The following is a 26,532-nucleotide window of genomic DNA, read 5'->3' as shown; positions in this document are numbered from 1 at the left end:
AGCAGTAACCCAAAACACACAACACCACACGTGAAGCCACAAACCTCATTCACGCGAGGAATGCCCGGACCTGCTCAAATAAACAAGAGCCAGACCGGGCATCAAACACAACCACCAAAAACCGAATCAGTTTTCTGCGGTCATGCGTCCATTGGTGAAACTCATACCCAGACGGCGTTACCGGTACGAGGATCGAAATAATAGAGTTCTTCAGTTATCGGCTGGGCGCGATATTCGCTGTTCGGAGCAATAAGTACATTACGTGGTAGTAATACTGCCACGCGGCTGCTACCAGAAACATGTTCGACGTCGCCATATAGAAATGATTGGTTTCCTAGCTGTTCGACAATACTTGTCTTTAACGAAACACTAGGTTCTTCCTCACGGGCGGGTGTCCAAGACTCAGGCCGAATACCGATCGTAATCTCTTTGTCTAGCTGCGCAGTAACAGTGCGCGGAAGTCGAATCGGATAATTTCCCAAGTACACTGTGCCATCTTCAACGATTGGCAGAGTGAAGAATGATATTGCAGGTGAACCGATGAATCCAGCTACAAACATATTTGCTGGATGGCGATACAAATTAGTTGGCGTGTCAATTTGCTGGAGATGACCGTCTGCTAACACCGCTACGCGATGCCCCATCGTCATCGCTTCGACTTGATCGTGCGTCACATAGATTGTGGTGACGCCGAGTTCTCGCTGTAACGCGGCTATTTCGGCGCGCATCGTTACGCGAAGTTTTGCATCGAGGTTCGAAAGCGGCTCATCCATACAAAATACTGTAGGCTTGCGCACGATAGCTCGTCCCATGGCAACGCGTTGGCGCTGTCCACCTGATAAAGCTCCCGGTTTACGGTCTAACAGATCGTGTATTTCAAGCAATCGCGCCGCCCATTCGATCCGTTCCTTAATCTGCGGCTTAGGGACCTTTTGATTTTCGAGAGCGAAGGCGAGGTTCTGTGCCACTGTCATATTCGGATACAGAGCATAGCTTTGGAATACCATCGCTACGTCGCGGGCTTTGGGGCGCAGGTTGGTAATATCACGGTCACCTATGAGTACTTGACCTGAGTCAAGTGGCTCGAGACCAGCGACCATACGTAAAGAAGTGGATTTCCCGCAGCCAGATGGACCTACAAACACAACGCATTCGCCGTCGTCGATATGAAGATCGAGGTGATCAACAGCAGGTTTTTGCGCACCTGGGTAAATACGTGTTGCTTGATTGAGCGTTACACTGGCCACGGGAAATCCCTTCTAGAATTGATTAGTTACTTCTTGAGCTTGGGTTTGATTTGAGTGTCGATCTGTTTTTGTAGATCGTCTGCAAGCGTCTGCAAAGTGGCTTTGACGTCTGCGCCTTGCGCAATCTTGTCGAGCGCCGCGCCGATCTTCATTCCTCCACCAGCAACGTAGGCACGAGCGGCATCTTGTGCCTTCGTATGAGGCAATTGCTTTATTGCTGTTTCGAAGTTTGGATGCTGCGCGATGTACGCTTTGGTCTTTTCATCGCTTAAAGCAGATGTGCGCACCGGCATATAGCCAGTAGCTTGGCTGAACTTGATCGTATTATCAGTGTTCGTCAAGAAAGCCAAGAACTTAGCTGCAGCGGCTTGATTCTTTGATTTCGCTGGAATAGCGATTCCAGCACCACCTGTTGAAACGCCCGACTTTCCTTCTGGGGCTGGCAAGAATGCGGTGCCTACGGCAAATTTTCCGTCTTTCTCAACGCCGCGCAGCGAGCCAGTTGACTGAAGCATCGTGGCTGCTTGACCTGTTGAGAACGGAACTACCGAATCCTTGGCAGCTTGGAAATATCCGTTTTTGAACTGAGACTGGAGGAAGGACGCGGCTTGCACACCGGCGTCATCAGCGATAGTGACGTCTAGATCCTTGGAATATGCGCCGTCCATCGACCAAATCATGCCCTGGAAGTACCAGTCCATGTAGTTCGAGCCGTCAGGGATCGAGAGTGGGATTACGCCAAGAGCTTTGAGCTTAGGCGCATAAACGTCATTCCACTCCTGCCATGTTGCAGGGCCTTTCGCAGGAAGACCTGCTTTGGCGAAGAGGTCTTTGTTGAAGTAGAACAGTGGGGTGGAACGAGCATAAGGAACGGCGAAGTGAGCGTCGTCAATCGTGTACTCGTCGTAGAGGCTTTCGACATAATCGTCCGTCTTCGCATCTGCCTTCTTCATAAGATCATCGATTTTGGCGAAGTTCCCGTTTAGGGCAAAGTTGTACCAGTTGACGTCCGAAGCGACAACGAGATCAGGTACTTGACCACCGGAAAGAGCGGCATTGAATTTCTGTGCCACTTCCTCGTAATTCTTTCCTGCGTCAGTGAGCTTGATTTTTATCTTGGGATTCTCTGCTTCGAAGGCTTTGATCATTTCTTCTTCGATTGGCTTTGAATTACCTGGATGGTTGGACCAAAAATCGAGGGTAACTTCTTGGTTTGGGTCGTTTTGTGCTGTTTCGCTGCCTGAGCCCGTTCCGGAACATGCAGCAAGCGTTAATGAAAGGGAAATTGCCGAAGCAACGACGGCGATTTTCTTGAGTTTCATTTATTCTCCTTTTGAAAACCCGGTTCAGCCTTTGACTGCTCCGGAAGTTAGACCTTTGATCAGATTCTTTTGAAGGATCAAAAACACGATCAAAACTGGAATGACGGCGAGCACAGTGCCTGCCATGACTGGACCCCAGTTGGTGATTCCTTCGTTGTTTTGAAGGAACGTTAAACCGATCTGGATAGGGGCGGTTCGTTCGTCTTCCGACATCAAGAACGGCCACAAGTACTCGTTCCAGTCGTTGACAATTGTGATCAGCGCAAATGCCGACAAGGTGGGCCACGACATTGGCAATACAACTCTCCAAAGCAACTTGAAAGGACCGGCTCCATCCATTCGGGCAGCTTCTATCACTTCTTTAGGAAGCGATAGAAAATGATTGCGCATAAGAAATGTTCCAAAAGCAGTTCCAGCCAGCGGCAAGATTATTCCCAAAAATGTGTTGCGCAATTCTAGTTGAGATATCAGCGCATAATTTGAAATTAACGTGATCTGATTTGGCACCATCAGCGCAGATATAACTACGAGAAACAGCAGATTTCGGCCAGGGAAGCGCAACAGTGCTAAGGCATAAGCAGAAAATACTCCAAGCAATATTTTCAAAGCGGATAGCACCGTAGTGAGAATGAGTGAATTACGCAGGTACATCCATAGTGGAATGTCAGTGGCAACAGTTCGGTAGTTCTCTGTGGTGAAAGGATGTGGAAAGTATGTGGCAGGAGCCGTGTAAATATCGCCTTGAGTCTTGACGCTCGCCAAAACGATCCAATAGATCGGAATCATTACCGTGAGCAGAACCAAGATCATCACCACGTAGCCAACGATAGTGAACGCTCGAGATTGCCCCACGAAGCGCACCGACTCGTCGTCGATATGATGTGGTGAATTTGTTTGTTTGAGCGAAAAAGTGTGCCGCACTATTTCTCGCCTTTCTCCATGATGCGAACCTGAAGCAGCGTTACTGCCAGCAGAATAACGAAAAGAATTGTTGCTACCGTGGCGCCGTAACCTGCGCGAGTATTGACGAATGTTTCTTGATAGATCTGGTAGACGATCGTCGTCGTACCATTGCCCTGCGGACCACCGCGGGTCATGACGTTAATCAGGTCAAAGACTTGCATCGAATTCAATAAAACAGTGATTGACAAGAAAAACGAGGTTGGTCGCAACTGCGGAAGTAATACCTTGAAGAAACGACGAGCGGGTGATGCGCCGTCGATTTCTGCGGCTTCGTCGAGATCACGGCGTCTTGCTTGCAAAGCTGCCAAATAAATAACGAAGGTGTAGCCGAGATTTTTCCAAATATATGTAATGGTCACCATGAATAATGCCCAGCCAGGGACTTGATAGAAGTCTGGGCTTGGCAAACCGAGACGATGCAAGAAATCAGAAATCAATCCGACGCTCGGATCGAAAATGAATTGAAAAGCAATTCCGATTGCCGCACCCGAAATAATATACGGTGCAAAGACAATTGAACGTATCGCATTGCGCCCTATGAGTTTTTGGTCAAGGATAAGTGCAAGTACTAGACCTAGCACCATCGATCCAATCACCGTGCACGTCGTAAATACGAGCGTATTGAGCAGGACGGTTGCCGTCGAATCTGCAGTAAACCACTCAATATAATTGCTCAAGCCAACGAACGTGGCTATCGGCGCCGATATATTCCAGTCCATGAACGACAAGCGAATATTGTCGATGAGTGGGCGATATGTAAAAACTATTAAGAAGATCAGATTTGGCACCAAAAAGAGGCAAGCCAAGGCGATCTCTGCTGAATCGTAGCGCTTCAATTTGTTGAATAGCCGCGGTTTCACCTTCGCAGAGTTTTGTTCGTGTTCACGTAGTTGAGTGCTTCGAGGCTGCGAGCCATCGTCAGGTACGCCAGCTATCTGCTGTTGCTTGTGCGCCTGTTCGGAGATCGTCGTCGGCATAAGCCAATAGTGATATGGAAAAATTAACTGATAGTTTCGTGAAGGTAACGAAAAGATTATTTTTGCGTAAATGATTGCATGAACGTGGCTGACTCTGTTCTCGTACCCGAGTTCAGTAGCCTGCTGGTACGTGCGCTAGTATCGCAATCGGAATGCGGGCGCGCATCTGTTTGTGCAACCTGATATACAAATTTGTGATCGGCACTGATTGTGATGAGATAAGTCATTTTCATCGAATAATGTGGGATTTCTACGTCCGAAGACGGTACTGTGTAGACAGTATCTAAAACTAGTTTTTTCAAATCTGAATATGCGCACTGCGCTCAACACAAACCGCGAGGAATAGTATGTCCGAAAATAACACAAATAATGGCAAGTTCAATGGTCGCGAAAGACCGTCCTCCGGTTGGCAGTCCGCCTCAGAACGTCGTGGTGGTTTCCGTGATGACCGCCGTAATAACCGCTCGGGTGATCGTGATTTCCGTGGTCGTCGTGACGATGATCGTCGTGGTGGTTTTGGTGGGGATCGTCGTCGTGATGATCGTTTTGAGTCCCGTGGTGGTTTCCGTAATGATCGTCGTGATGATAATCGTGGTGGCCGGCGTTGGGAAGACGGCGATTCGCGCGGCTACCGTGATAATGACCGACGTGACGACCGCCGTGGTGGTTTCCGCGACGACAGGAATAATGATCGTAATGAGCGCCGCGACGGAAATCGACGTTGGGAGGATCGCGATTCGCGTCCACGTCGTGACGATGATCGTCGTGGTGGTTTTGGTGGGGATCGTCGTCGTGATGATCGTTTTGAGTCCCGTGGTGGTTTCCGTGATGATCGTGGTGGACGGCGTTGGGAAGACGGCGGTTCACGCGGTTTCCGTGATAACGACCGACGTGATGACCGTCGTGCTGGTTTCCGTGACGATCGTCGTGGTGGTTTCCGTGACGATCGGGGCTTCCGTGGACGTCGTGACGATGATCGTCGTCGTGATGATCGTTTTGAGTCCCGTGGTGGTTTCCGTGACGAGCGCCGTGATGATCGTGGTGGTCGGCGTTGGGAGGATCGTGATTCGCGTCCACGTCGTGATGATGATCGCCGCGGTGGATTTGGTGGGGATCGTCGTCGTGATGATCGTTTTGAATCCCGCGGTAACCGTTGGGAGGATCGCGATTCGCGCGGCCGTCGCGACAATGACCGACGTGATGATCGCCGTGGTGGCTTCCGTGACGACCGCCGTCGTGGCAACAACCGGGGAGAAGAACGCAACGGACGTTTTAATGATCGTTCCGACTCACCCAACAAAGAATACGAAGTATCGGAGCGTACGCAACTGCACCGTCTTCAATACGATATTCCTGAATCAATTACTGCTGAATCGCTTGACGCCTCAACGCGCCAACACTTGCGTAATCTGAATAAAGAAAATAGTGAGGTTGTGGCACGTCACCTCGCATATGCTGGCGAAATGATGGACATTGATCCAGAAGTTGCTTACCAGCATGCAAAGGCTGCATTCTCTCGTGCTGCTCGAATTGACGTGGTTCGCGAAGCACTGGGCCTGACTGCTTATGTTACTGAGCGCTATGCGGAAGCACTCTCTGAGCTGCGCACTTACCGTAGAATGAGCGACGATTTTTCGCATGTCGCAATTGAAGCTGATGCGGAGCGTGGCCTTGGACGCTCGGAAAAGGCACTTCGCTTCATCGAGGGTATTCCGCTTGCTCGTCTTGATGCCGATGCAAAGATCGAACTTGCGATCGTGGCTTCTGGAGCTAAAGCCGATATGGGCGACAGTGAAGCGGGTCTTGCAGTGCTTAATAAGATCCTCGTGCAAAATCTGAGCAGCGAACTTGGCGCGCGTGTGGAACTTGTTAAAGCTGATCGTCTCGAAGAATTGGGTCGCATCGACGAAGCAAAAGAATTGCGTGAGCAGTGGACGTCGGTTTACGAAGGCAACACGGAAGATGTTTCTATGGTGTTTGACCTCGACGACGTGCTTGACGATGCCGTTATCGAACCCGAACTTGAGCCCGAGTTTGAAGACTCTGAGGACTGGGACGACGCCGATGTGGCTGATACCGAAGAAACTGATCCCGAGTTTGAGGAAAGTTTTGAGGAGCTGTTCGATTCCGAAGATGACGACGATGTGCTTGACGACGAGGACATCGAGGATCTTGACGATCTTGACGACCTCGAAGATATGGATCTAGACGAGGAATTTGAGGAAGAAGATTTCGACGACGACGATTTCGACGTCAACGACTCGGATGATGCTAACGACGATGAACTCGAGCAGAACGAAGAATCACATCAAGAGTGACGGTAGCGCGATGATAGCAAATGCTCAGAATAGGCTCGTAGACGATTTTGACTGCCTCATGCTTGATCTGGATGGCGTTTGCTATCTCGGCGCGCAGCCGGTAAAAAATGCGATTGAAACACTCAATTGTATGCGAGCTGAGAACAAGCAGTTGCTCTATATCACCAACAATTCTTCGCGTGTTCCAGACTCGGTGGCAGCACAACTGACATCGCTTGGCTTGTCAACTAATGACGAGCAGGTACTGACCTCCGCGCAAGCTACTGCGAGGCGGGTGCGTGAGCATTTTCCGTCGTCGTCGAAAATCTTGGCGCTCGGCGGCGAAGGCGTGTTTACTGCCTTACGAAACGAGGGATTCGACGTCGTAAAATCGGCCGACGACGATCCGGTTGCGGTAGTACAAGGCTGGGCGAATTCAATTGGTTGGGCGCAACTTTCCGAAGCGGTGCTTGCGATCAAAAAAGGGGCACAGCATTTCGCGACCAATTTGGACGCAACTTTGCCCACTGAACGAGGTGAAACCATTGGGAATGGTTCGTTCGTTGCCGCTGTACGCAATGCAACGGGCGCACCTGTTATCAGCTCGGGGAAACCAGAGGCGTTTATTTACCAAGCTGCACAGCAGATGTGCATGGCGGAAAATCCATTGGCGATTGGTGACCGGCTCGACACTGATATTCGTGGGGCAAATGCTAGCTCGATACCGTCGATGCATGTGTTGACCGGCGTGAATGACGCACGAGAAGTCATGCTGGCACCGCCAGCGGAACGGCCGAAGTACTTAGCGGTCGATCTTCGAGATTTGCTGGTGCCGTACCCGCAGGTGAAAACCGAGGTGGACGCACATACTGGTGAAGGACAGGCACGGTGTCTTGACTCAACAGTTGAGATTTCGAAGCATGAGCTACGAGTCGATGGTGTTGTGTGCAGTGGCGTTGCAGAAGAATCCGAAGTAGCGATAACGGTCAATGCGTACCGTGCATTAGCCCATTTGCTGTGGCAAATAGCTGATTGCACATCAGAGAGAGCGGCTTTGCCGGTGCTGCCGAAGTTCGTCGTAACGAACTAAGTATCGAGTGGTACTTGAGCAAGTTAGCAGAATTTGGGCTGTCAAGAACTGATTATTAACAACTGATGCTGGACATGCATCAGACATGTAGATGTCCACAGTTATCCCATGTGTAAACTTTTCCCACATCGGCGGTGATGGTAGGTTTCGAGCTTCGTGGTCTAGTATCATCGAAGGAGAATATCGTGTGGATCAAGGAGAGAGGAAGCTCGTGAACCAACAGATGAAGCCGAGCGTGCCAACACCGCGAATTGATCCGCAGTTGATCCTAGATCATCTTGACGATCTTGATACCAACGAGCAAATAGAAGCGCTCGAAAAGGTTCATCAAGAGTTGGTTTCAGAACTGAATCGGGCACAAGCATAATGGCAAAACTTATCCGAATAGACGCTGAACTAGTTCGGCGTGGTTTGGCGAAATCTCGTGCCGAAGCAACGCAGCTTATTCAAGCGGGAAATGTGTGGGTTGATGGCGCAGAGGTCACAAAGCCAGCACGCCAAATAGATCCAGCACAGGCAGTTGTGGTTAAGGCAATTGACACAGATAATTATGCCTCGCGAGGCGCATACAAATTGCTCGGAGCGCTGGAATACTTGGCGGAGCGTGCGCCGATTATTACCGGACGGCGTGCTCTAGATGCGGGTGCTTCGACTGGTGGTTTCACTGATGTATTGCTCAGGCGTGGAGCTCAGAGTGTGGTCGCAGTCGATGTTGGGTATGGTCAACTCTTGTGGAGGCTTCGAGAAGATTCACGTGTTGAAGTGCTCGAACGCACCAATGTGCGCACACTAGAACCTGAGCTGGTTGCGCCTGCTCCCAGTCTTGTGGTTGGCGATTTATCGTTTATCTCATTGAGCCTAGTTATTCCTGCTCTCGTCCGAGTGAGTTCGGCAGATGCCGAGTTCTTGTTGATGGTTAAACCTCAGTTTGAAGTAGGCAAAGAGCGCCTAGGATCGGGCGGTGTAGTGCGCGATCCACGTCTGCACGTTGAGTCTGTGCTGGCTGTTGCACAATCTGCGATTGGCGCTTCTTTGCAAATTATTGATGTGGCACCCTCACCGCTTCCTGGGCCTGCTGGCAACGTTGAATATTTCCTCTATATGAGCAAAACTGAAGGTAGTGCTGATATCAGTAGCGTTGAAGAAATGGTGAGGCTCGCAGTTTCGCGTGGTCCTGCCATGCATGACGAAAGCGAGGCGCGATGAAACGGCAGGTTGCGTTGCTCAAACACGCTTCGCGTGCTGACATTCTTGAATCGGTACGTGCATTCGAAACCGAGATGACTGCAGCTGGATTCGATGTAATCGATATTGATTCTGGAGCTAATTTTTCACACGCTGAACTCGTGGTGGTTTTTGGCGGCGATGGAACAATACTGCGGGCCGTGGAAAAAACGCGTGAGTGCGATATTCCAGTTATTGGCATCAATTACGGACATGTCGGCTTTTTGGCAGAAGCAGAGCCAGATTCACTATCCGATCTAGTGTCTGCGATAGCTGGTCGCTGCTGGACTGTAGACCAACGCATGACCATCGACGTCGTCGTTCGGCGTCCAGACGGAACCGTAGAGCGTAGCTGGGCTCTGAACGAAACATCAGTAGAAAAAGATGCCAGTTCGCGCATGATCGAAACCGATCTGGCAGTGGACGGAAGGGGAGTGTCGTCTTTCAAAGCGGATGCAGTGCTTATGTCCACTCCCACTGGCTCTACTGCGTATAATTTCTCTGCTGGTGGCCCAATTGTGTGGCCGAACGTCGAAGCGATTTTGCTTGTACCGGTGGCAGCACATGCACTGTTTACGCGGCCGATGGTAGTTGGCCCAGCATCTGAACTCGATGTGCAAATTCGTGCCGACAATGCGCTGGTGTGGTGTGATGGGCGTCGCTGTATTGAAGCTCCCGAAGGCTCGGTTATTAACGTGCGACGCGGCGCAAAGCCAGTGCGCTTAGCGCGTATTCATAATACGCCATTCTCGGGTCGCCTTGTTGCAAAATTCGATTTACCTGTTCAGGGTTGGCGAAATCGACGGGAAGATCTTCCATGATAGAAGAATTGAATATACGCGATCTTGGCGTAATCGAAGAGGCACATCTGTTTCTCGGTGCCGGAATGACTGCGGTCACGGGTGAGACCGGTGCGGGTAAAACAATGGCTCTGACATCGCTCGACTTGCTTATGGGTGGCAAGGCCGATGCCAATAAGGTGCGGCTTGGCGCTGAGCGAGCAGTGGTGGAAGGCGTCTTTCGGGTGAACTCGGATTCGCCGGTAATCGCGATGGTAGAAGATGCCGGTGGTCATGTAGAAAGTGACGACGACGGTGCATCAGTTATCGTCTCTCGCCATGTTCTGAGTAAGGGCAGGTCGCGGGCATTTATTGGCGGTGCCTCGGTTCCGGTGAGCACGCTGGTCAATATCGCTCAACATCTTGTGACTGTACATGGACAGGCAGATCAACTCCGCTTGGCATCACCGATTCAACACAGGGCAGCTCTCGATCAATACGCGAATATTTCGGGTTCAGATCTAGAACAGACGTATGCGAAGCAATGGGCGACGTATCAAAAATTGTTGAAAGACGTTGAACATGCGAAAGAACGTGCCGAATCTGCTGGTACTGAGCGCTTAGCTTTGGAAGCCTTGATAAAACGTATTGACGCTACCGAGCCCGAGATTGGCGAAGACGATGCGCTCAAAAATGAATTGCTGCGTCTAGAAAATGTTGAAAGCCTCCGACAAGCAATTGCTCACTCATTGTGGGCACTCTCAGGTGACGAATCGCAACAAGGCGCTTTAAATCTACTCGACTCCTCAGCTCATATACTCGGAAAATCCGATGATTCGGAATTGCAGAACTTAGCCCAGGCGCTCTCGCATTCTTCCGAAATCGCTTCCGAAGTAGTTAACCAACTTGGGATGATTGTTGAAACAATTGATGTTGATCCCGAACGGCTCAATGAGATTCATGAGCGCCGTGCGCAGTTGCGTGCAATTCAACGGGAACTATCGATGGATATTCCAACACTTTTGCAGCGGCGTGAGGATGCGCGTATTCAGCTGAACGAGCTTGCCGATCCACAAGCGCATATTGAACAGCTTGAACGTGACTGTAGCGCATCGTATTCAGAGCTGATGAGTTTGGCATTGCAAGTATCGGAACAACGTATTGCTGCGGCAAAACGACTCGAAAAAGAAGTGACAGTCGAACTGCAAAATTTAGCGATGAAGGATGCAATTTTTACCGTTGCTATAACTAAACTCGACCAACCTACTAAAGATGGAGTCGATTCAATCGAGTTTCTGCTCACACCGCATAATGGTGCAAAGGCGGGAAAACTCGCCACAACGGCCTCTGGCGGTGAACTCTCGCGGCTCATGTTGGCATTGGAAGTGACTCTTTCGCGCGGTTTAAGTGATGCGGATCATACCTTTATTTTTGATGAAGTTGATGCGGGAATCGGTGGCAAGACGGCGCTGTCAATCGGTGAACGATTGGCGATGTTGAGCAGGAAATCCCAGGTCTTGGTGGTTACACATTTGGCGCAGGTAGCTGCGCACGCGACTGCTCACGTGGTGGTAGACAAACAAACCGAGCGTAGTTCAACTGTTACTCAAGTTCGACTTATCGATGCAGGTGAGCGGGAGCGAGAGCTGGCACGCATGCTCTCAGGTCATGAAGATTCTGAGGCGGCACGCACACACGCCGCTGAACTACTTCGCGCCTCAACTATGGCAACATAAAACTGTGGCATTTAATATACGTCGGAAAGTAGTTGCCGAAGGGCAAACGGGAATCGTGCAAGCGGTGGCTCGGGTAGATTCGCGCACCAAGAATTTGACGAAGCGACTTCAGCATGGCGAGATTGCGATTATCGATCATGAGGATATTGATCGAGTTTCAGCCGAAGCCTTGGTGGAGTGTAAGCCATTGGCCGTTCTCAATGCTGCAAAATCAACATCAGGTCGTTACCCGAATCTAGGTCCGGGCATTTTGTTAGACGCTGGCGTTCCGCTCATTGATGATCTCGGTCCGTCGATTATGGATATTCGCGAGGGCGAGTACGTTCGTGTCGACGACGACGGCGCAGTGTACGCCGAGGGAAAACTGATTAGCGAAGGCTCAATACAGACGCCAGAGAAAAACATCGAGAATCTTGCAGAGGCCCGTCAAGGTATGACTGTGCAGCTCAAAGCCTTCGCCACCAATACGATGGAGTATGTTGAAAAGGAGCAAGACCTCATTCTTGACGGTATTGGTGTACCCGATATTGTGACTCGATTTGCCGGAAAACATGCACTGATTGTTGTACGCGGCTACCGTTACAAAGAAGATCTTGACGCATTAAGCCACTATATCCGCGAGTATAAGCCGATTATTATTGGTGTCGACGGCGGCGCTGACGCTGTGCTCGAAGCAGGCTACAAACTAGACATGATTGTCGGCGACATGGACTCTGTTTCAGACAAAGCCTTAAAGTCGGGCGCGGAGATCGTTGTTCATGCGTATCGGGATGGGCGTGCACCTGGGCAAAAACGAGTTGAAGACCTAGGCGTAGAGCACGTCGTTTTCCCTGCTACAGGAACTTCAGAAGATATTGCGATGCTACTGGCTGATGCGAAGGGTGCAGAACTTATTGTTGCCCTCGGAACGCATTCGACTCTCATTGAGTTCTTAGACAAAGGTCGACGCGGAATGGCCTCGACATTCTTGACTCGTTTGCAGATAGGTTCGAAGTTGATTGATGCCAAAGGCGTCTCGCAACTGTACCGAACGAGAATTTCGAATTGGCAGATTGTCTTACTTCTGCTGGCAGGCATTACCGCAATTGGCGCTGCGATGTTCGCGACATCAGCGGGGCAGATTACGTTTGGATTGGCAGCCGTGTGGTGGTCCGATTTCGTGCAGTGGCTCAAGAGTCTCTTTTAGGGTTTTATTTAGGTAGGAAAAATGGTTGATTTTCGATATCACTTAGTTTCTTTAGTGGCAGTATTCCTAGCCCTTTCGGTGGGAATTATTCTCGGTGCAGGTCCATTGCAAAATTCAATTGGTGAGGCGCTCTCTGGAGAGGTCAGCTCTTTACGTGATACCAATATGTCGCTCAAGGCAGATAATGAAGCCCTCAAAGCTATGAAAGAGCATCAGGAAGTTGCTTTGCTTGACGCATCGCCACTCATTATTGGTGGTACACTGTCGGGTTCTAATGTTGCTGTGGTGGTTCTACCTGGCACTCCAAAGGAAACAGTCGACAGTGCAGTTGAATTGATTGGCGAATCAGGTGCGAAAGTATCCGGCGTCGTTGCAATCAACAGCGTGTGGACGGAAGCGAAACAAACTTCATTCCGCTCGGCATTTGCTGAGCAGATTAAGAGTTACATCACGAACGTCGGCGATACTAACGATATCAACACTATCTTGGCGCTTGCGCTCAATCAGATTGTGCGCAATGGTTCGACGCACGAGTCGAACAAGACGCTCTTCGATTTGATGAGTGCAAGCGAACAACCGATGATTTCGGTTAAGTCTGGCGTCGATAAGCCGGCGCAGGCGATTGTCGTCCTCACCCCAGATAACGATGCAACTGGCACGTCAAAGGAAAAGAAAGACGCGGAAACTGAAGCCCAAGCAGATTACGACGTCAAGACATTTTCTTCACTCGTGTCCACGCTTACCAGTAAATCTCCAACGGTAGTGGCTGGCGCTGCAAATTCGAAGAACGATATCGTCGTGGTAGTGCGCACGGCAGGCACCGACGTGTCCACAGTAGATTCTATTGACTCGGCCACGGGCCTTATCAATATTCCGCTAGCTGTTGCTGCTGAATTAAGCAATAAGACCGTCCACTATGGCTTTGGCGATACTGCTTCGAAAGTGTTAGGTGACCGAATTGTCGTTCCTGCTCCGCAGCCAGCGCCTGCATCCTAATGTGAGAATTAGGTAGGGGTTGAGATGGCAATGCGTATGCTCAGTGGTGCATTGGGTGCTTGTGGAGGATATTTTCTAGGTAAGCACATTGTTAAGAAGCTTGATTCGCATCAGTGGGAACGAGCATCTCACAGTGGAAATCCGGTGTCTTTGACAGGCGGCTTTACCACGGTATCGGCATTGAGCACGGGTTTGTTGGCAACGCTTCCGAAGCGCACTAGCATGAGCGCTTTGGTTATTTCTTCATCCGGTGCGCTTGCTGGTTGGATTGACGATCATCTCGAAGACAAATTCCCCGCCCGCGGAAAAGGTTTTAAGGGTCACCTTGGTGCGCTCAAAGAAGGTAAAGTCACTTCTGGCCTGCTCAAAATCGGCACGATTGGTGCAGGTGCGGTGTTTGCAGCTGGCATTGGACAGATAAAGGGTTCGACTTGCCGTTGCAAGCCACTGGTGGTCACGCCAGTGCCGAAGCATCTCAAGAAGCGAAACTTGTTGCTCAAGCGCCTGGCACATATTGGCGTTGACTCTTTGATACTTGCTGGATCTGCGAATTTTCTCAATCTATTGGATCTGCGGCCTGGCCGCGCGCTCAAATTCGCTGGTCTATGCGCCGTTCCCGCGCTATTGATTAGTGACGACGCGCGTTCAACGTCCGGAGTTATCCTTACGACGGCGATCGCGAACCTTCCGTCTGATCTCGCTGGAGAAACGATGCTCGGTGACATGGGAGCGAACGCTTTGGGCGGCGTCGTCGGAACGCTGGTAACCTCCTCGCAATCAATGCCTGTGAAACTGTTGGTGTTAGGCACAATAACCGGTCTCACAGCAGCTTCGGAAAAAGTGTCGTTTTCGAAAGTTATCGCTGAGAACAAGATCCTTTCGGTTATCGACGATCTTGGACGAAAGTAAGATTTTTTGATGAAGCGCGCACTCGGCGGTGTGGTTGGAGCAGCTGGCATTATCGCGATCTTGACGTTACTGTCGAGAATTGCTGGACTCCTGCGCAAGCTTGCACAATCGTGGGCGATGTCGGACGGCGCAGTTGCATCTGCATATGACACCGCGAACACGGTTCCAAATGTGTTATTTGAAGTCGCTGCTGGTGGTGCACTTGCTGGTGCAGTGATCCCGCTGATGTCGAAATTTCTTGCACGGGGTGACAAGGAAAAATTAGATCAAACGGCGTCTGCGTTAATATCGTGGCTTTTGCTGATTGGTCTGCCAATTTCACTGCTGGTAGCGATATTTTCGCATCAGATTGTCGGGCTACTTTTTGGGAGCGACTCCGCGCCACAGATTGTGAATCTGGCATCTGTACTATTAGCCATGTTTGCTTTGCAAATTCCGTTTTATGGTTTGTCGGTAGTGTTTACTGGAATCTTACAGGCACATAAACGCTTCATTCTTCCTGCGCTTTCGCCGCTTTTGTCGTCAGTCGTAGTGATTGCTGTCTTTCTTAGCTATGCGAAAACCGTCGGATTTGGAACGGAGCCGAGCGAGCTTCCGTGGCGATCGATCTTGTTACTCGGTTGGGGAACAACCGCAGGCGTGCTCATTTTTTCATTGCCGCAGCTAATTCCAGTGCTAAAATTGGTGCGTTTGCGGTTCACGCTCAATTTTCCGCCAGGGGTGGCGCGACACACGATGCGCTTGGCAGGTGCTGGTTTCGGTGCCCTCGTGGCACAGCAGATTGCGATTATCGCGATCATGTACACCTCAAATTCCCAAGGAAATGTGGGCACATATAATGCTTTTAACTACGCATTTTCAATATTCATGGTGCCTTATGCGGTCTTGGCAGTTCCGGTTGCCACCGCAGTATTTCCGCGAATTTCGGCAGCAGTTGAAAACGCCAGTATTACAAAGCAAAATCGCGATGCACTTGAATCGTTGGTGTCCACCAGCACTCGTTTAGTAGTTGCTCTCGGTATGGTAGCGGCCGTATTGCTTGCAGTATTAGCCGAACCGGCGAAGATTGTGATTGATTTAGGCCGCGATATTGAAGGTCTCGAAGTTGCTATGACGGCGATGTCAGGTGCATTAGTTGGATACTCAGTGCTTTATCATGGTGCTCGCGTTTTGTATGGTCTTGACGCTGGTAAGCGCGTAATCACGGTGAATTCTTTGGCGTGGGGGACTGTGTGTGTAGTGCTTTTGAGCGGGATCGTGACAGATATTCACGGACGCGTGCCAACCTTGATTCTTATAGGTGCTGCGCTCACTGCGGGCATGTGCGTTGGCGCTTTACTCATCGTTTTGGCAATTCGCGCAGAACTCGGACCTGGTGCTACCGAGCACCTGATGCGCACTGTGCTCTTGCTTTTGACGATTTTGGCACCAGTAGCGATTGTGACGAAACTGCTCACTGATTGGCTACTGAAAATAGGTGGATACTCTATAGCCTCTGCTTTCGGTACTGCCGTTGTTGTAGGCGTGATCGTGCTGGCAGGTGGATTAGCTGCTATCTTCCTGGCAGATCGGCGTGCACTATTATCGTTGCGTAAGTAGAAAATGTTGTTGCGTAAGTAGAGTGTGAAACACAGGTAGATTACGAAACGCACATACAGCGCGAGAAGAGCAATTTTTACTCGTTGGCACAGGAAAATGGCACAGGTAAGTGCACTGGCAACCAATGCTGTGATTCTTCATACCACCGCCGGTGTGGTGCGATCTGCCCGCGAGGCTGTAGAATGAAATTCCATGGTAGAGACAAATTCAGGGATACCTGGGAAACAGCAAAAAGTTACACGTCAAGTATTTGTGACGGGCGGTGTAGCTAGCTCTTTAGGCAAGGGATTGACGGCGTCGTCGCTGGGAAGACTCCTTCGCTCACGCGGACTCAAAGTTGTTATGCAAAAACTTGATCCCTATATCAATGTTGATCCGGGCACAATGAATCCCTTCCAGCATGGTGAAGTTTTTGTGACCGAAGATGGTGCTGAGACAGATCTTGATATTGGACACTACGAACGCTTTTTGGATGTGAATCTTTCTGGAAAAGCGAATTCTACCACTGGTCAGGTGTATCTGAATGTGCTTTCAAAGGAACGTGCAGGCGAGTATCTTGGCGAATGTGTGCAGGTCATTCCGCACATCACGAACGAGATTATTGAACGGATGCGTGCGCAAGCGGTCGCCGACGACGGCGAAGAAGCGCCCGACGTCATCATCACCGAAATTGGTGGCACCGTAGGCGATATTGAATCGCAACCATTCTTGGAAGCTGCCCGCCAGGTGCGTCAGCTGATCGGGCGTAACAACTGTTTCTTCGTTCATGTAGCCCTAGTTCCGTACCTAGCAGCAGGTGGTGAGCTGAAAACCAAACCTGCTCAACATTCGGTTGCGGCGTTGCGATCCATCGGTATCCAGCCTGATGCCATTGTGTTGCGTTGTGATCGTGACTTGCCAGTGTCGGTGAAATCGAAGATTGCGCTGATGTGCGATGTGCCGGATCAAGGCGTGATCCAGTGTGAAGATCGTTCGTCGATTTATGAGATTCCGAAAGTCTTGCATGCACAGGGGCTTGATGCACAGGTTGTGCAACATCTTGGCTTAGCGTTCCGCGATGTCGACTGGTCCGATTGGGACCGTGTGATTGAGCGAGTTGCTTATCCGCATGATGAGGTCACTGTTGGGCTTGTTGGTAAATATATTGACCTTCACGACGCATACCTTTCTGTTGCTGAGGCACTGCATGCAGGCGGTATTCACCACCAGGTAAAAGTCAATATTAAGTGGATTCCAGCCGATGAATGCGCAACAGAAGCTGGCGCTAGCGGGCATCTCGCAAAGGTCGATGCGATACTCGTGCCAGGCGGATTCGGCGTGCGCGGTCTTGATGGCAAGATCGGTGCATTGAAGTATGCACGTGAAAATAAGATTCCTACCCTTGGCATATGCCTAGGCTTGCAATCAATGGTTATTGAGGCTGCGCGCAATTTGCTTGGACTTGAGCAAGCGTCGTCCACTGAGTTTGACCCTGACACCGCAGAGCCTGTTATCGCCACGATGGCTGAACAGCAAAGCGTGCTTGCAGGCGAGGGCGATATGGGCGGAACGATGCGTTTGGGAGCATACCCTGCGGTATTGGCGCCAGACTCGCTTGCGGCACAAGTTTACGGTCGCACAGACGTCTCTGAGCGGCATCGTCATCGTTACGAGGTGAACTCGGCATATCGCGAGCGTTTGGAGGAAGTCGGTTTACACATCAGTGGAACTTCGCCAGACGGAACCTTGGTTGAATTTGTAGAACTCGATCGTGACCTGCATCCTTACTATATTTCGACGCAGGCGCATCCAGAGTTCAAGTCGCGACCAACCAATGCGCACCCGCTGTTCGTGGGACTCATTAGCGCTGCACTCGACAAGCATCGTTCAGCTCGCGCCAAGTGAGGTGCACACATGGATCGGAAATATAACTACAAACTCCGAGATTTTGCAGCACCTGAGCATGTAGATATTATTTCAACGAGCGTTGAATACCGTGGTGGGATTTTCGATATTAGCGATGATCGTATTCGGTTCAATTCTGGCGATGTTGTGCAGCGTCAGTACATGAAGCACGACGACGCCGTGGCAATCGTTCCGATCCGTCGTCGCGCTGATGAGTGGGAAGTGCTCCTCATACGGCAATATCGCCACGCTCCGCGGCGTATTTTTTGGGAGATTCCTGCCGGTTTGCGCGACGTCGGTGGGGAATCTCCGCTGCTGTGTGCACAACGAGAGCTGGAAGAAGAAACAGGGATGGCGGCGTCGGACTGGCGCAAACTCGTTTCCTTCTACACCTCGCCAGGGTGTTCGGATGAAAACTTGGAGATCTTTGTAGCCGTAGAGCCGGTTACGTCTGATGCTGCAGGCTCGTTTCACGCAGAGGCCGAAGAGCGCGAAATAGTGTCACAGTGGTTTGCACTTCGTGATATTCATGACGCGATTTTGAGAGGCGAATTGCAAAGTCCGACGCTTGTGCTGGGTATCTTGGCGGTAAAGTCCTTGCTCAGTCAAGGACTCGAGGCTTTGGAACGCGCTTGACGTGCGATTACAACAGGGCGTGAACTGCTTTGCGAGCTGTTCATTAAGGAACGTTTAAGTTGCGAAAATATATTTTAGCAAGGACAATGTTTCTTAATGAATTGTCTGTGCTGGGAGGTGAATAGATGGATCGAAATGATCTTGGTACCTGTGAACAAATCCTTCGTTTGGTGATTGAACGTGGTCCTATTACCTCGGGAGAATTGGCGAAATTGCTCGTTCTCACTCCAGCAGCAGTGCGGCGTCATATTTCAACGCTTATTGACGACGAATTTATCCAAGAATACAGCGCTCCGAGCTCAGCGCCTTCGCGTAGAGGACGTCCATCTCGCCGCTATGTGGCAACTGCCGCTGGGCAGTCCCAATTGAGTGAGGCCTATTCGGATCTTGCCACGCAAGCATTGGAGTTCCTCCGCGAGAATCTTGGTGAAGAGGGAGTGTCAGACTTCGTCAATCGCCGAATTCAGGCATTGGAGGAGCGCTATGGCGATATCGTTCAATCTGCTGGCGATTCTCCAATGGATAAGATTTTGGCGTTGGCTACGGTGCTTGATAAAGACGGATATATGACGACGTTACGCCGCGGTGGGCCTAATGGCATCGCTTTGCAGCTATGTCAAGGGCATTGTCCAGTTCAGGACGTAGCTGAGGCTTTTCCAGAGTTATGTGAAGCGGAAACTAAAGCCTTTGCACGGCTCCTTGGTATTCCAATTCAGCGGCTCGCTACTTTGGCAGGTGGTGAGCATGTTTGCACAACGAATATCCCAATCGGGATGCCACAAGTGCGCCGAACTCAACAGGGTTCGCAAAGATAAAACCTCATGTATTAGATGAGGTTTGGAAGGAAATCGATGACTCAATCCGAATTGGGCGCAAAGGAAACTTTAACCCAAGAAGAGACAATCGCCTCTATCGGAAATTATGCCTACGGTTGGCATGACTCTGATGACGCGGGAGAAAAAGCGCGCCGCGGTCTGAACGAAGACGTCGTTCGGGACATTTCGATGCGCAAGAACGAGCCAGAATGGATGCTCGAAAAACGCTTGAAGGCGTTGAAGCTATTTGGACGTCGTCCTATGCCAACATGGGGCCCAGACCTTTCTGATATCGATTTTGATTCCATCAAGTACTACGTAAAGTCCACTGAAAATGTAGCGACTTCGTGGGAAGATCTTCCTGAGGATATCAAGGTAACTTATGATCGCTTGGGTATTCCTGAGGCTGAAAAGGCTCGTTTGGTTGCTGGCGTTGCTGCTCAATATGAGTCTGAGGTGGTTTACCACCAGATTCGTGAGGATCTCGAGTCTCAAGGCGTCATCTTCCTAGATACTGATTCCGGCCTGCGCGAGCACCCCGAGATTTTCGAAGAATTCTTCGGCAAAGCGATCCCGTTGGGCGACAATAAATTTGCGTCCTTGAACTCGGCTGTATGGTCTGGCGGTTCGTTCGTCTATGTGCCAAAAGGCGTGCATGTAGAAATTCCGTTGCAGGCATACTTCCGTATCAACACCGAAAATATGGGGCAGTTTGAACGCACGCTCATTATCGCTGATGAAGATTCTTACGTTCACTACGTTGAAGGATGTACAGCGCCTATTTACAAGTCTGATTCGCTTCATTCTGCGGTAGTGGAGATCTTCGTCAAGAAGGGTGCGCGAGTTCGCTACACTACGATTCAGAACTGGTCGAATAACGTCTACAACCTGGTAACTAAGCGCGCCATTGTTGAAGAAGGCGGCACGATGGAATGGATCGATGGCAATATCGGTTCGAAAGTCACCATGAAGTACCCGGCCGTATATCTTATGGGTGAACACGCCAAGGGCGAGACGCTTTCGATTGCGTTTGCAGGTGCTGGGCAACATCAAGACACCGGATCAAAGATGGTGCATATGGCGCCAAATACGTCGTCGTCAATCGTGTCGAAATCAGTGGCGCGAGGTGGCGGACGATCCTCCTACCGTGGCCTCGTTCAAGTGAACGAAAACGCAGCTCATTCGAAATCTAATGTGCTGTGTGATGCATTGCTAGTCGATCAAATTTCGCGTTCGGATACGTATCCCTACGTGGACGTGCGAGTGGACGACGTTGAAATGGGTCACGAAGCTACTGTTTCGAAAGTTTCCGAAGATCAACTCTTCTACCTCATGAGCCGTGGCTTGGAGGAAACCGAAGCGATGGCAATGATTGTGCGTGGCTTCGTTGAGCCTATTGCTCGCGAATTGCCAATGGAATACGCGCTCGAACTCAACCGTCTCATCGAACTTCAAATGGAAGGATCTGTTGGCTGATATGGCACAGGAATCAACACGCACTCAAATTTCCTCGCGCGCAGATCGGCCGCTGTCCTTTAAGGTCGAAGATTTTTCCGTGCCGCAGGGAACCGAAGAAGAGTGGCGCTTTACCCCAATCGAGAGAATCGAAGATTTTTTCGCAGAAAAAGCCGCGGGTGCTGGGCCAACGGTGCAGGTGAGCGGCGATGCTCGTTATGAGATCGTAGATCGTACTGACGCACGTCTTGGTCACCTCCAAGCACCGGAGGATCGCACGGGAGCTATGGCATGGGCTTCTTTCGATGTTGCGCATGTGGTGACTTTGGAAGCTGATCGCCAGTACCCCGATGAAAATGTTATTACGGTGTCGGGGGAGAGCGGCAAAGACGTTGCCGGAATGCACGTACTTATTGACGCGCAAAATTTCTCCGAAGGCACGGTGGTAATCAACCACGTAGGTTCGGCGCGACTTGCCGAAGGCGTGGAAGTTTCGGTGGGCGCTGGGGCGCATTTGACTCTCGTTTCTATTCAAGATTGGGACGACGACGCAGCCCACACGCTTTCCAATCGCATCCGTATCGAGCGTGATGGCACGCTTCGCCACATCGTTGTTACACTCGGTGGCGATATCGTACGCGTGACGACGTCGGTTGAATATGCTGCTCCTGGTGGAAGCGTAGATTTGCTTGGTGCCTACTTCGTAGACGAGAAGCAACACCTTGAGCACCGCCTCTTCGTTGACCACAACCAGCCGCATTGCCGCTCTAATGCAACCTACAAGGGGGCTTTGCAAGGTCAAGATGCTCATTCTGTGTGGGTGGGCGATGTGCTCATTCGGCCAAGTGCTGAAGGAACTGACACCTACGAACTCAATCGCAATCTTGTTTTGACTGAAGGGGCACGGGCTGATTCAGTTCCGAACTTAGAAATCGAAACAGGTGAAATTGAAGGAGCTGGACACGCTTCCGCAACCGGACGTTTCGACGACGAGCAGCTGTTCTACCTCAAATCGCGCGGAATTCCAGAAGATGAAGGCCGACGTTTGGTTGTACGTGGATTCTTTGCCGAGCTCATCAATAAAATCGGTGTGGAGTCCGTGCAGAACAAGCTGATGGATGCCATTGAAGACGAATTGTCGCTAACGATGGGACGCGAGAATGACTGAACATCTCGTGTGCGATACGGCCGCCGTCGCCCCCGGTGACGTTGCACCGTTCACGGTAACGAAAGCGGACGGCGAAACGGTGAACATCGCCGTCATCCATACCGAAAATGACCGCTGGTTTGCCGTGATTGATCGTTGTTCGCACGGTCGTTTCAAGCTGTCGGAGGGCGACGTAGATGGCAATTGCATTGAATGCACACGCCACGGCTCTGCTTTCGATCTCGAGACGGGAAATCCTCTCAATCCACCTGCTTCTATTCCGATACAAACCTTCCCGGTACGCCTAGCAGGCGATGCCGTTTACGTATCCTTAGCATCCAACTGACCCACGAAGAGAAAAGAAATAACGTGACCAATCTAGAAATTAAGAACCTCCACGTTTCAGTTGAAACACCGGAAGGCGACAAGCCGATTTTGCGCGGCGTCAATCTCAAGATCAACGATGGTGAAATCCACGCCATTATGGGCCCAAACGGTTCGGGAAAGTCCACGCTTGCCTATGCAATTGCTGGTCATCCTAAGTACACCATTACTGAGGGTGAAATTTTGCTCGACGGCGAAGATATGGTTCCGCTCTCTGCCGATGAACGCGCACGTAAGGGCCTTTTCCTCGCAATGCAGTACCCGGTCGAAGTGGCTGGCGTTTCAGTTACGAACTTCTTGCGCTCGGCCAAAACCGCGATTGACGGTGAAGCTCCTAAGCTGCGCGAATGGGTAAAGACTTTGAAGAACGTGATGGCTGATCTGAAGATTGATCCAGATTTTGCCCAGCGTGACGTCAATCTTGGATTCTCAGGCGGCGAGAAAAAGCGCTTAGAAATCATGCAGCTTGAAGTGCTCAAGCCAAAGTTCGCAGTGCTCGACGAAACTGACTCCGGCTTGGACGTTGACGCTCTGCGTCTCGTATCCGAAGGCGTTAATCGTGCGCATGCTGCCAACGGAAACGGCATTTTGCTCATCACCCATTACACGCGAATTTTGCGCTATATAAAGCCAGAATTTGTGCACGTTTTCGTAGATGGAAAGGTTGCAGAGTCTGGCGGTCCAGAATTGGCTGACAAACTTGAGGCCGAAGGCTACGCTTCCTACGAAAACTGAGATTTGAGAGTTTGATGATCGCCCCAGAGTCGTTAACTATGCCGTTGCTGCCGCGGAAAGACTTTCCAATTCTTGATCGAAAGATGAAGAATGGGCAGAGCTTGGTGTACCTCGATTCTGGGGCGACTTCTCAAAAACCGCAGGTCGTTGTTGACGCCGAGGTTTACGTGGAGTTGCATGCGAACGGAGCAGTGAATCGCGGCTCACACGAACTCGCTGCACAGGCAACCGATATTGTGGACAACGCGCGCTCTACAGTGGCTCAATTTGTGGGCGCTGATACCGAAGAAATCGTGTGGACCAAAAATTCTACGGAATCTTTGAATCTGCTCGCTTATGCATTCGACAATGTGACGCGAGGTAGAGGTAGCAAGAAAGCGTTCGAACGGTTTGCTATCGAGGAGCATCACAATATTGTGGTGACTCGTGCGGAACACCATGCCAACCTCATTCCGTGGCAGGAATTATGCCTCCGAACTGGGGCACAGCTGCGGTGGATTGATCTCGATGACGACGGACGGCTCGATCTTTCTACTGCCGATGTTATTGATGCCAATACGCGAGTAGTGGCTTTTGCCCACGCTTCGAATGTGACAGGTGCGATTGCTCCGGTCGAACAGCTCGTGGCGCGCGCACACGCAGTAGACGCGCTCGTCGTCTTGGATGCTTGCCAATCTGTGCCGCATATGCCGGTGGATTTCCATGCTCTTGATGTGGATTTCGCAGTATTTTCTGGGCACAAGATGATGGCACCAACCGGGATAGGCGTGCTTTATGGCAAGGCGCAGCTGCTCAAAGAGCTTCCGCCTTTCCTTTTCGGCGGTTCGATGGTTGAGATAGTGACCATGGAAAAAACTACCTATGCGCGTCCGCCTGCCCGCTTTGAAGCAGGAACACAGGCAGTAGCGCAGATTGCTGGGCTCGGCGCTGCCGCGACGTACTTGTCGGCTACAGGTATGGATAAAATCGAAGCATACGAAGCTGACCTGACGCAGTATCTGCTTGCGCAGATTGCCACTGTTCCTCACGTACGGGTATTGGGTCCAACGCAGGCTACCGACCGTTTGGGCGTGGTTGCTTTCGACGTTGATGGAGTACATCCGCATGACGTGGGTCAGATTCTTGACGAAAAAGGTATTGCAGTACGGGTAGGACATCATTGTGCTCAACCAATTCACCAGCATTTCGGCGTGTGGGCATCGAGCAGGGTATCGGTGGCACCATACAATACACGTGCGGATATTGATGCTTTTATCGAGACATTAAGAACTGTGAGAGCGTTTTTTGGTTTGGAAGTGGAATAGACATGAGTGATTTAGAACAGTTGTATCAGGCGATCATCTTGGACGCTTCGCGTGAGCGTTACGGCGAGGGCTCACTCGATAGTCCCGATGGTGAGTCCTTCCAAGTGAATCCAACCTGCGGAGATCAAGTAACGATGCAGGTAGAGCTATCCGACGACGGAACGCGGATTTCACATATCGCTTGGGACGGGCACGGTTGTTCCATTTCTCAGGCATCGATTTCGATTATGACGCAGATGCTTGAAGGTAAGAGCCTTGGCGAAGCTGACGAGCTTTTCCACGAGTTTCGCACTATGATGGACGGGCGCGGTGCTGAGATTTCAGACGACACTGCGGATTTGCTTGAGGACGCTTCCGCCTTCCAAGGTGTATCGAAGTTTCCAGCTCGAATCAAATGTGCTTTGCTCGGTTGGATGGCTTGGCGTGAAGCAACCGATAACGCTCTAGAAAATAAGGAGAATTGATATGACGGATAGTACCGAATCTGGAGCACCAAATCCGATCACGATTGCAGACATAGAAGAAGCGCTACGTGATGTGATTGATCCTGAGCTTGGCATCAACATCGTTGATTTGGGTTTGCTTTACGGAATTACGCTTGATGGAAATTCGGCGATTGCAGATATGACGCTTACCTCTGCCGCTTGTCCTCTCACCGATATGATCGAGGAACAGGCCACGATGGCTGTATCTGGTTTGGTTGACGATTTTCGGATCAATTGGGTATGGCTTCCGCCGTGGGGTCCAGATCGAATTACCGACGACGGTCGTGATCAGTTGCGAGCACTAGGGTTCAACGTCTAATTCGTTTTCTTTACGTCGTGCGTTTTCGGATGCTGCGTGTAAAGTTGTGGGGAGCACTTCAAATGCGATTGAAGTGCTCCCCACAACTAATTTAGTACTTGCACGCTCGAGTTATATCACAGGATATTACTATGGCTGGCGCACAGACCACGTATCACAAGAAGCAATGGTGCCGCCCTTGATGCCACGGGTTAGCCATTCCATACGCTTTTGCGAAGATCCGTGTGAAAAGCGATCAGGATTCGCACGCATTCCAGCGTTTTCCATGATTCGATCATCACCTACTGCGGAAGCAGCATCGAGAGCGGATCGAAGCTGTTGTTGCGTTGGTGGCTTGAGGAATGGAATCCCTGTATCCGGATCAATTGTGCTCGAGGCATTATTGATCCAGACGCCCGCTAAACAGTCGGCTTGTAACTCTGATCGCACCATCGAAGAGGACATCCCGCTTGACTGATGATCAATTTTATTGAGAATGCCGAGATGGTTTTGAATGTGGTGACCCCATTCATGGGCGAGGATATAGAGTTGCGCAAGGGAGGTATTCTGCGCGCCATACTGTTTGAGCTGGTTAAAGAATGTTGTGTCGATATAAACGCTGGCATCAGATGGACAATAGAATGGTCCAGTCTGTGAGCTTCCAGTACCACAAGCAGTGCCAACTGAACCACGATAAAGCATAAGACCCGCAGGATGGTATTGAACTCCCGCTTCTTTGCTCAACTGAGTATTCCAAAACTCATCGAGTGAGTTTTTACCAGCGGCCATGCGGCATTCGTCTTTTGAATTTGCATCTGCACCAGTCTTGCACTCTTGCGAAATTGACTGTTGAGAAGTACCAGCACTTTGCTGACCAGACGATACTAGGCTTCCAAGGTCAGGAACTTGGCCAGTAAAGAAATAAAGTAACAACGCACCGAGAAGGCCTAAACCTCCTACACCACCGCCGATTGCAGCACCACGTCGTCCACGATTCACACCAGATGTGTCGATTGTAATATCGTCGTTAAAGCTCATAGTTTTCTACTTTCTCGCAACAGCTA

The 26,532-nt window shown here is 50.6% G+C and carries 25 protein-coding genes; 20 read left to right on the top strand and 5 right to left on the bottom strand.

Translation table 11 applies throughout. From position 1 onward, the window contains the following. Positions 1–161: 161 nt before the first annotated feature. From EZJ44_RS03815 to EZJ44_RS03800, 4 genes are read right to left on the bottom strand one after another with little or no spacing between them, the layout of a single operon-like run. A complete protein-coding gene (locus EZJ44_RS03815; protein WP_131280277.1) occupies positions 162–1,247 on the bottom strand; it encodes an ABC transporter ATP-binding protein in 1,086 nt (361 codons plus the stop codon). Positions 1,248–1,273: 26 nt separating this feature from the next. After that, positions 1,274–2,569 (bottom strand): ABC transporter substrate-binding protein, encoded by a 1,296-nt coding sequence (locus tag EZJ44_RS03810; RefSeq protein WP_131280274.1) that lies wholly within the window; start codon positions 2,567–2,569, stop codon positions 1,274–1,276. Between the two features lie 24 nt (positions 2,570–2,593). Next, a complete protein-coding gene (locus EZJ44_RS03805) occupies positions 2,594–3,490 on the bottom strand; it encodes a carbohydrate ABC transporter permease (RefSeq protein ID WP_241658574.1) in 897 nt (298 codons plus the stop codon). Next, a complete protein-coding gene (locus EZJ44_RS03800; protein ID WP_131280271.1) occupies positions 3,490–4,509 on the bottom strand; it encodes a carbohydrate ABC transporter permease in 1,020 nt (339 codons plus the stop codon). Before EZJ44_RS03800 ends, EZJ44_RS03805 begins: the two co-directional genes overlap by 1 nt. A 347-nt stretch (positions 4,510–4,856) precedes the next feature. Between EZJ44_RS03800 and EZJ44_RS08900 the strand changes: the two genes are divergently transcribed. The 20 genes from EZJ44_RS08900 to EZJ44_RS03705 all read left to right on the top strand — a co-directional run bounded on the left by EZJ44_RS08900 (position 4,857) and on the right by EZJ44_RS03705 (position 25,489). Next, positions 4,857–6,827 carry a hypothetical protein gene (locus tag EZJ44_RS08900; protein WP_165496100.1) on the top strand — a complete coding sequence of 657 codons (1,971 nt, stop codon included), beginning with the start codon at positions 4,857–4,859 and terminating at the stop codon, positions 6,825–6,827. Positions 6,828–6,837: 10 nt separating this feature from the next. Beyond that, positions 6,838–7,896 (top strand): HAD-IIA family hydrolase, encoded by a 1,059-nt coding sequence (locus EZJ44_RS03790; protein WP_165496099.1) that lies wholly within the window; start codon positions 6,838–6,840, stop codon positions 7,894–7,896. Positions 7,897–8,107: 211 nt separating this feature from the next. Next, a complete protein-coding gene (locus EZJ44_RS08705) occupies positions 8,108–8,263 on the top strand; it encodes a hypothetical protein (RefSeq protein WP_165496098.1) in 156 nt (51 codons plus the stop codon). Further along, positions 8,263–9,102, top strand: a complete 840-nt coding sequence (locus EZJ44_RS03785) for a TlyA family RNA methyltransferase (RefSeq protein ID WP_131280265.1) — start codon at positions 8,263–8,265, stop codon at positions 9,100–9,102. The genes EZJ44_RS08705 and EZJ44_RS03785 overlap by 1 nt, the downstream gene beginning before the upstream one ends. Beyond that, the gene (locus EZJ44_RS03780) at positions 9,099–9,941 is read left to right on the top strand and encodes an NAD kinase (protein WP_131280262.1); all 843 of its coding nucleotides are present in this window, start codon (positions 9,099–9,101) and stop codon (positions 9,939–9,941) included. The genes EZJ44_RS03785 and EZJ44_RS03780 overlap by 4 nt, the downstream gene beginning before the upstream one ends. Beyond that, positions 9,938–11,635: a DNA repair protein RecN gene (recN, locus tag EZJ44_RS03775; protein WP_131280260.1), complete on the top strand. Its 1,698-nt coding sequence runs from the start codon at positions 9,938–9,940 to the stop codon at positions 11,633–11,635. Before EZJ44_RS03780 ends, recN begins: the two co-directional genes overlap by 4 nt. Before the next feature lie 4 nt (positions 11,636–11,639). Further along, on the top strand, positions 11,640–12,821 hold the full coding sequence (steA, locus tag EZJ44_RS03770; protein WP_241658573.1) for a putative cytokinetic ring protein SteA: 1,182 nt from the start codon (positions 11,640–11,642) through the stop codon (positions 12,819–12,821). Between the two features lie 21 nt (positions 12,822–12,842). After that, positions 12,843–13,817, top strand: coding sequence for a copper transporter (locus EZJ44_RS03765; protein WP_131280256.1), 975 nt, complete (start codon positions 12,843–12,845; stop codon positions 13,815–13,817). 24 nt (positions 13,818–13,841) lie between these two features. Beyond that, entirely contained in the window at positions 13,842–14,726 is an 885-nt protein-coding gene (locus tag EZJ44_RS03760; RefSeq protein WP_131280254.1) for a hypothetical protein, read from the top strand. Positions 14,727–14,735: 9 nt separating this feature from the next. Further along, the gene (murJ, locus tag EZJ44_RS03755; protein ID WP_131280252.1) at positions 14,736–16,325 is read left to right on the top strand and encodes a murein biosynthesis integral membrane protein MurJ; all 1,590 of its coding nucleotides are present in this window, start codon (positions 14,736–14,738) and stop codon (positions 16,323–16,325) included. 192 nt (positions 16,326–16,517) lie between these two features. Further along, positions 16,518–18,209 (top strand): CTP synthase, encoded by a 1,692-nt coding sequence (locus EZJ44_RS03750; RefSeq protein WP_131280250.1) that lies wholly within the window; start codon positions 16,518–16,520, stop codon positions 18,207–18,209. A gap of 9 nt (positions 18,210–18,218) precedes the next feature. Then, a complete protein-coding gene (locus EZJ44_RS03745; RefSeq protein ID WP_131280248.1) occupies positions 18,219–18,845 on the top strand; it encodes an NUDIX domain-containing protein in 627 nt (208 codons plus the stop codon). A 125-nt stretch (positions 18,846–18,970) separates the two neighbouring features. Next, positions 18,971–19,660: a helix-turn-helix transcriptional regulator gene (locus EZJ44_RS03740; protein ID WP_131280246.1), complete on the top strand. Its 690-nt coding sequence runs from the start codon at positions 18,971–18,973 to the stop codon at positions 19,658–19,660. 36 nt (positions 19,661–19,696) lie between these two features. Beyond that, positions 19,697–21,136, top strand: coding sequence for a Fe-S cluster assembly protein SufB (gene sufB / locus EZJ44_RS03735; RefSeq protein ID WP_131280244.1), 1,440 nt, complete (start codon positions 19,697–19,699; stop codon positions 21,134–21,136). 1 nt (position 21,137) lies between these two features. Beyond that, positions 21,138–22,283, top strand: a complete 1,146-nt coding sequence (sufD, locus tag EZJ44_RS03730; protein ID WP_131280242.1) for a Fe-S cluster assembly protein SufD — start codon at positions 21,138–21,140, stop codon at positions 22,281–22,283. Next, a complete protein-coding gene (locus EZJ44_RS03725) occupies positions 22,276–22,608 on the top strand; it encodes a Rieske (2Fe-2S) protein (protein ID WP_131280240.1) in 333 nt (110 codons plus the stop codon). Before sufD ends, EZJ44_RS03725 begins: the two co-directional genes overlap by 8 nt. Before the next feature lie 23 nt (positions 22,609–22,631). Then, entirely contained in the window at positions 22,632–23,381 is a 750-nt protein-coding gene (gene sufC / locus EZJ44_RS03720; RefSeq protein WP_131280238.1) for a Fe-S cluster assembly ATPase SufC, read from the top strand. 14 nt (positions 23,382–23,395) lie between these two features. Further along, positions 23,396–24,685 (top strand): SufS family cysteine desulfurase, encoded by a 1,290-nt coding sequence (locus EZJ44_RS03715; RefSeq protein ID WP_131280236.1) that lies wholly within the window; start codon positions 23,396–23,398, stop codon positions 24,683–24,685. A gap of 2 nt (positions 24,686–24,687) precedes the next feature. Then, complete coding sequence (gene sufU, locus EZJ44_RS03710) at positions 24,688–25,149, top strand: Fe-S cluster assembly sulfur transfer protein SufU (protein WP_131280234.1); 462 nt, start codon at positions 24,688–24,690, stop codon at positions 25,147–25,149. A 1-nt stretch (position 25,150) separates the two neighbouring features. Next, the gene (locus EZJ44_RS03705) at positions 25,151–25,489 is read left to right on the top strand and encodes a metal-sulfur cluster assembly factor (RefSeq protein WP_131280232.1); all 339 of its coding nucleotides are present in this window, start codon (positions 25,151–25,153) and stop codon (positions 25,487–25,489) included. 129 nt (positions 25,490–25,618) lie between these two features. Here the strand turns inward: EZJ44_RS03705 and ypfJ are convergent, their stop codons facing one another. Then, positions 25,619–26,506 carry a KPN_02809 family neutral zinc metallopeptidase gene (gene ypfJ / locus EZJ44_RS03700; RefSeq protein ID WP_131280229.1) on the bottom strand — a complete coding sequence of 296 codons (888 nt, stop codon included), beginning with the start codon at positions 26,504–26,506 and terminating at the stop codon, positions 25,619–25,621. Positions 26,507–26,532 lie beyond the last annotated feature (26 nt).

Source organism: Arcanobacterium bovis (assembly GCF_004331995.1).
GTDB classification, from domain to species: Bacteria; Actinomycetota; Actinomycetes; order Actinomycetales; family Actinomycetaceae; genus Arcanobacterium_A; species Arcanobacterium_A bovis.
Note: the sequence above shows the minus strand (reverse complement) of the source record. Positions and strands in the feature narration are given on the sequence as shown.

Bases quoted from the DNA above. Each gene is read 5' to 3' on its own strand.
- EZJ44_RS03810 (WP_131280274.1), bottom strand. From the start codon at position 2,569: ATGAAACTCAAGAAAATCGCCGTCGTTGCTTCGGCAATTTCCCTTTCA.
- EZJ44_RS03800 (WP_131280271.1), bottom strand. From the start codon at position 4,509: ATGCCGACGACGATCTCCGAACAGGCGCACAAGCAACAGCAGATAGCT.
- EZJ44_RS08900 (WP_165496100.1), top strand. From the start codon at position 4,857: ATGTCCGAAAATAACACAAATAATGGCAAGTTCAATGGTCGCGAAAGA.
- EZJ44_RS03790 (WP_165496099.1), top strand. From the start codon at position 6,838: ATGATAGCAAATGCTCAGAATAGGCTCGTAGACGATTTTGACTGCCTC.
- EZJ44_RS03785 (WP_131280265.1), top strand. From the start codon at position 8,263: ATGGCAAAACTTATCCGAATAGACGCTGAACTAGTTCGGCGTGGTTTG.
- EZJ44_RS03780 (WP_131280262.1), top strand. From the start codon at position 9,099: ATGAAACGGCAGGTTGCGTTGCTCAAACACGCTTCGCGTGCTGACATT.
- recN (WP_131280260.1), top strand. From the start codon at position 9,938: ATGATAGAAGAATTGAATATACGCGATCTTGGCGTAATCGAAGAGGCA.
- EZJ44_RS03765 (WP_131280256.1), top strand. From the start codon at position 12,843: ATGGTTGATTTTCGATATCACTTAGTTTCTTTAGTGGCAGTATTCCTA.
- EZJ44_RS03760 (WP_131280254.1), top strand. From the start codon at position 13,842: ATGGCAATGCGTATGCTCAGTGGTGCATTGGGTGCTTGTGGAGGATAT.
- murJ (WP_131280252.1), top strand. From the start codon at position 14,736: ATGAAGCGCGCACTCGGCGGTGTGGTTGGAGCAGCTGGCATTATCGCG.
- EZJ44_RS03750 (WP_131280250.1), top strand. From the start codon at position 16,518: ATGGTAGAGACAAATTCAGGGATACCTGGGAAACAGCAAAAAGTTACA.
- EZJ44_RS03745 (WP_131280248.1), top strand. From the start codon at position 18,219: ATGGATCGGAAATATAACTACAAACTCCGAGATTTTGCAGCACCTGAG.
- EZJ44_RS03740 (WP_131280246.1), top strand. From the start codon at position 18,971: ATGGATCGAAATGATCTTGGTACCTGTGAACAAATCCTTCGTTTGGTG.
- sufB (WP_131280244.1), top strand. From the start codon at position 19,697: ATGACTCAATCCGAATTGGGCGCAAAGGAAACTTTAACCCAAGAAGAG.
- sufD (WP_131280242.1), top strand. From the start codon at position 21,138: ATGGCACAGGAATCAACACGCACTCAAATTTCCTCGCGCGCAGATCGG.
- EZJ44_RS03725 (WP_131280240.1), top strand. From the start codon at position 22,276: ATGACTGAACATCTCGTGTGCGATACGGCCGCCGTCGCCCCCGGTGAC.
- EZJ44_RS03715 (WP_131280236.1), top strand. From the start codon at position 23,396: ATGATCGCCCCAGAGTCGTTAACTATGCCGTTGCTGCCGCGGAAAGAC.
- sufU (WP_131280234.1), top strand. From the start codon at position 24,688: ATGAGTGATTTAGAACAGTTGTATCAGGCGATCATCTTGGACGCTTCG.
- EZJ44_RS03705 (WP_131280232.1), top strand. From the start codon at position 25,151: ATGACGGATAGTACCGAATCTGGAGCACCAAATCCGATCACGATTGCA.
- ypfJ (WP_131280229.1), bottom strand. From the start codon at position 26,506: ATGAGCTTTAACGACGATATTACAATCGACACATCTGGTGTGAATCGT.